Annotated in this window: 4 protein-coding genes and 1 pseudogene; 4 read left to right on the top strand and 1 reads right to left on the bottom strand. The window is 50.6% G+C overall.

Annotation, left to right across the window (positions count from 1 at the left end; translation table 11 throughout):
* The first annotated feature begins 637 nt into the window (after window positions 1-637).
* From QPL95_RS18270 to QPL95_RS18285, 4 genes are read left to right on the top strand one after another with little or no spacing between them, the layout of a single operon-like run.
* Window positions 638-2,449 (top strand): AAA family ATPase, encoded by a 1,812-nt coding sequence (locus tag QPL95_RS18270; RefSeq protein ID WP_303292345.1) that lies wholly within the window; start codon window positions 638-640, stop codon window positions 2,447-2,449.
* 17 nt (window positions 2,450-2,466) lie between these two features.
* Window positions 2,467-3,420, top strand: a complete 954-nt coding sequence (locus QPL95_RS18275) for an opioid growth factor receptor-related protein (protein WP_303292346.1) — start codon at window positions 2,467-2,469, stop codon at window positions 3,418-3,420.
* Between the two features lie 54 nt (window positions 3,421-3,474).
* Complete coding sequence (locus tag QPL95_RS18280; protein ID WP_303292347.1) at window positions 3,475-3,942, top strand: hypothetical protein; 468 nt, start codon at window positions 3,475-3,477, stop codon at window positions 3,940-3,942.
* 42 nt (window positions 3,943-3,984) lie between these two features.
* Entirely contained in the window at window positions 3,985-4,425 is a 441-nt protein-coding gene (locus QPL95_RS18285; RefSeq protein ID WP_303292348.1) for a hypothetical protein, read from the top strand.
* A gap of 23 nt (window positions 4,426-4,448) precedes the next feature.
* Here QPL95_RS18285 and QPL95_RS18290 read toward each other — a convergent pair.
* Window positions 4,449-4,778, bottom strand: a pseudogene (locus tag QPL95_RS18290) (5'-nucleotidase); the annotation flags it as partial.
* Window positions 4,779-4,899: the final 121 nt, after the last annotated feature.

Genomic DNA, 4,899 nt, shown 5'->3' on the forward strand with positions numbered 1-4,899 from the left:
CCTTGGCCAGCTCGGCAGCCATAGCTTTGAGTTTTTCTTGGTCCACTTGTGTACCCACGATGGTATCCTTTTGAAAAGATTACTCAGTCGTGGGCAGTTACACAATTTGGTTTACAGGCTCGAATACAAGTTTGGCACTGCGATGCCCATCCGTTATACGTGGAGCTAAATGACCGCAGTTTGCTCATTAGAATGTTAGGGGTATCTCCCATCTTCGGTGATGAAGCCGGATAGCCTCTCTCCAGATAACGATATTGCGAGCCGGGCTTCAGTTAAGACGACATAGATTGTCGCATTGAGCCTCCAGAATATACAAAGATCTTCTGGAGGCCCGCCAATGCTGTTGTGGAAAGAACTCATCAATGAATCGCTGGAATCCGATTACTCTCAAACGGCATCCAGAGACGAGCTGACTCTCCTGCAGATTTACCTCTGCCGGCTGTTCCTGAGCCCTGCGTACCAGAATAAACCCTGTCTTCTAAATTCTGATGAGCCATTTTCGTTCCTTGGGATAAAGCCCGCGTCCGAGAGCGGGGGCCAGCCGGGAACCGCTGCGTTTCTGAGAGCCATCCATAAGCGGGAAAAAGCGTTAACACGGAGCCTAAAAGGGAAACCGGAGTTGTCCTTTGAGCCATTAGTGGCCAACTTGATTAAGCTGCTGAAACCGAGTGCGGTGGAAGTAAAATTGCTGATCTATGCCATCCTCCTGCTGAAACACCCGCAATCCAAAGACGTTATCGATGAGCTGGAACTCACTGAATACAGCAACGCGGTCAGCGCCCTGGCCAGAGCGATGCGGGAACCGACCAGAGCCATAGCGGCGGCGCTGGATGAGAGTGCCTTGCTGTGCCAGATTCGATTGTTGGAGGAGCCTAACCGAAATTGTGGTATCGGGGATCTGGCTGAGGCGGGGCCGCTACTTGGCAAACTGGTGATGGCGACGTCGGATCAATCCGATATCGCAGGCGCAAAAGATGTCGAGGATATGCTGTTCAAGCACATCTGCCCGCCAGGGCCTCCGGCCTTACACGGCATCAGCGACTTCCGCGGCGTGCCTGATCTTCAGCTAATGCTGGACTACCTGCAAGATGCCCTGAAAAGCAAAGCCCGAGGCAGGAACGTTTTGCTTTACGGCAAGCCAGGCACTGGCAAGACCCAGTTAGCCAGGGCCATGGCAGAAAAGCTCTCAGCCCCGCTTTATGAGGTCCCAACCAAAGATGGTCACATGGGAGCCATGACAGGACGAGTGCGCCTGGACGCAGCCAAGATGTCCCAGATGCTCTTGGAGGACCGGTTGGGTGCGATACTGCTGTTCGATGAAATGGAAGATGCCTTCCGCAGGGCTGAAGAGCTAGCCAAAGGATGGCTCAATCAGCTACTAGAAGAGAACCAGGCACCGGTCATCTGGATTAGTAACAACATCAGTGCTGTAGACCCCGCGTTTCTGCGGAGATTCGACGTTATTGTAGAAATTGAAGGAACTGGCAGCGATCGGCAAGCACATAAGCTCAAGCAGACGTTATCAGGGTTGCCGGTTACGCCGGCCTGGGCTTCAGCGGCTGCAAAGCAATCGTGGATGACACCGGCACTTGCCAAGAACCTGGCTGAAGTAGGCCAGTATCTTCCTGCAAGGCAGATTACACGCAACCAACAACGCCTGGAGGCGATCATTCAAAAGCGTTTGGATGTCATGGGAGAGCGGGCGCCAAGCCGGATACTGGCAAAACGAAAGACCTCGAATTTCCCGTTATTTCGGACCGAATGGATCAACACTCAACCGACACTCCGTAATGTAGAGCGTACTGTCAGGCGAGACGGTAGGGCACGCATTTCCCTTTTCGGTCCGCCTGGAGCGGGAAAAACCGCCTATGCCCGGGAACTAGCAGAGCGATTGAATAAGCCCTTTTTACTACAGTCTGGCAGCGATCTACTAGGTATGTACGTTGGCCAGACCGAGAAGAATATTGCCGACATGTTCGACAAAGCGGAGAAAAGCGGTGCCGTGTTGCTTTTGGATGAGGCTGATACCTTTCTCTACAGTCGAAACCTGGCTCACCGCAGCTGGGAGATCAGCGCAGTGAACGAGTTTATGGTGCGCTTGGATAGATTCGACGGCGTCTTTATCGCGACAACGAATCGATTCACGAGTTTCGACAAGGCGATATTGCGCCGGCTGCAGATGAAAGTGGAATTCGACTACCTAAAAAGCGAACAGGTTCGCGCGATTCTGATCGAATGCGTGGTCGACAAAGACGTGGCGAGCACCCTCACGCAAGGCCAACTTGATCACCTTAACTATTTAACACCTGGCATTATCCGAACTGCGGTTGAGAGCCTGGAGCTGAGGGGGTTCAGGCCTCGAACCAGGAAATTGTTATCAGCACTCGAAAAAGAGCAGGAACAGCACATCGAAGGTGTGGCAGGGCGAACCATCGGCTTCATTCAGTAAGTGAGGGAAAGAATTTTATGGCAAAGCGCATTCTGCCGTGGAAAATTGGTTGTGTTTATCCGATTCCTGACGGCTATGTAGATGATAGCGGACAGCTTGTCCTGAATCGTCAGTCGATCCGTGAACTGTCACCAGAACTCATGACACTGATGTCTGACGATGTCATGGCCACCGCGTTGCCGGAGTGTCCGGCTGCCGTAATCTATGGACATGAACGGTGGGAAAAAGTCCGCGAACAGCTTGAAGCGCTGCCAAATATGGAGCCTGAAGGACGATGGGTACAGCGGATGATGTTGGGCTACCTCCACCCGATTGGTGAGTCCAACAAATTGGAGCTTTCCACTGCCCTAACGGCTCGCATGTCTCCCGACACCCAAAATTCTGGCTTCTGCATTGTAGTCTTCGACGGTGATAGCGCAGAGGTTTGGTCGCGTGATCAGATAACGGAGATTGTGGGCAAACCAGAGCCGGAAGACAGCGCTCTAATCAAATTTTTCCGCGGTGATGGAACTGATCATGTCGGTAGAACACTGGAAGACATTCTTGCGTTTGATGACTTCTGGTTAGAGCACACCCATGATTACCTTCAGTGGCTTTTCCCGACTCCCGAGCCTAGCCATTACAACGCACGGGTGCCAGTGCTTTCCCGCGAGGATATCGCGAGTTTTCGAACCGACAGTTATCTTCGTACTCAGCAAAACAGAGCGCTCGACCGTATGCTGGCATTCTATGGACTCGAACGAAGAGGTGGAGAGATCCTTCCGTTGCCAGACTTGAACATGAAAACCCAAATCTGGCTAAAGCCCGCGGGTCACAATCATCTGCGAATCACTCGGATTATTCGCAGCCTCCAATATTGCTCACAGTCTGAATTGGCTCACAGGCTTCAATCGGCGGTTATTGAATTAGGCAAAAGCGTGGGTAAGGTCAGAGAACAAACCATTGGCTACTGGCGAAGCGCTACCGACTGAGAGTTCAAACGGTCGATCTCATCCATTGGAGGGTGACTAACAGGAACGCGGATTATGAAAAATGACTGGGATCGTTCTCGCGACGATGGGAATTTAAACAGTCTGTTTAAACAGAAATACAGCGTTGTTTCCAGGCAGGTGGAGTTTCCTGAAGGCGTTGTACTGAAAAACTCAGCCGGCCTCCTTTTCGACCGATCAATGCTCGGAGAGCTCTGTCCGGCAGTCGCTTGGGCCGTTGCCGGTAACCTGGTCGCGACAGTTTTCCCTGAAAGGCGCTGCGTCAGCTTGTTCAGCGAAAGCAGTTGGAAAGAACTTCGTCAAATTCTAAACAAGGTGCCTCGCGATACATCTGAGCAGAGAACCCTGAGAAGGCTCGCCTTGGGCTTTGAGACATATATTCCGAAGTCAGACCCAATGATCTTGACAGTGACTTTGGAAAGTTATGCGGGCCTTACGGGCAATGATTTTTTAGTTGTTCAAAGCTCCGATTACATGGAGCTTTGGGCGAAAGATAAGTTATAGATCGGCGCTTATTAATAATACTATTTTGAAAGCAGGTAAAAAATGACGTTAACAAAAAAAGTCGAATGGGTTCCTGAATTTTTTTCTGCCAATGTTGATCGCATTGAAAAAATACTACCTGCTGGAGGCTGCCGTGAGTTATGGCTTCAAGGGGAGATTTACCTTTTTCTGGGCGGTGATGGCCTTGTTACCAATTCAACCGAGAAAAAATATGACCTATATAAAAGAAATAGCTTTGTGATGGAGGTTAAGCTGCTAGGTGGTAACTACCAAAGAAAGGTACTGAATTCGCTCGCGCAAGATTTCGAGAAAGTATCGCTGCACGAGGGAAATGAGCAAAAGTATGTTTTGCTGGTATTAGATAATAGGTTCCAGGAGTCCAAGCTATATGATGAACTGTTCAACTATCAGAACAGTTTAGCAAAGCAAGTGTATTATCAAGATTTTGGTCCTTTTTGCATATTGCTTTGGAGAGTGATTTAGCCGTTCATATGCGGTGGGACTAATCAAGACACATTCGCCACCCCAAACGGAATATGCACCATCGGTACATTTCCGGCGTCGGATTGCAGATGGCTGCGCTGGTCGTCGAAAAACATGTGCGGCTTGAGGATGCTTAGAATCCGATCCTTCTTCATACCGCCGAGGAAAAAGACCTCGTTTGCATCCACACCCCAGTGCTCCAAGGTGGTAATGACTCGTTCATGAGCCGGTGCGCTGCGGGCTGTCACGATAGCTGTGCGTAGAATGCGCCGGTAGGAAGCGTCCGCTTTCTGTGCCTCATCTTCAAGTTGCTGCAACAAGGATAACTTTCGGAACAGATCAGCCAATGGACCCCGGAGTCTGTCAACGTAGATGTCGCGTTTAAGTCATCAGCTCTTTAACAATTGGCCGCCTTTTCCGGGTTCAGAGTGACTGATTCCGGCAAGCTGAAGTTTCGGATATCACCAGACCAGC

The organism is Marinobacter sp. SS5-14b (assembly GCF_030541005.1).
Lineage (GTDB): Bacteria > Pseudomonadota > Gammaproteobacteria > Pseudomonadales > Oleiphilaceae > Marinobacter.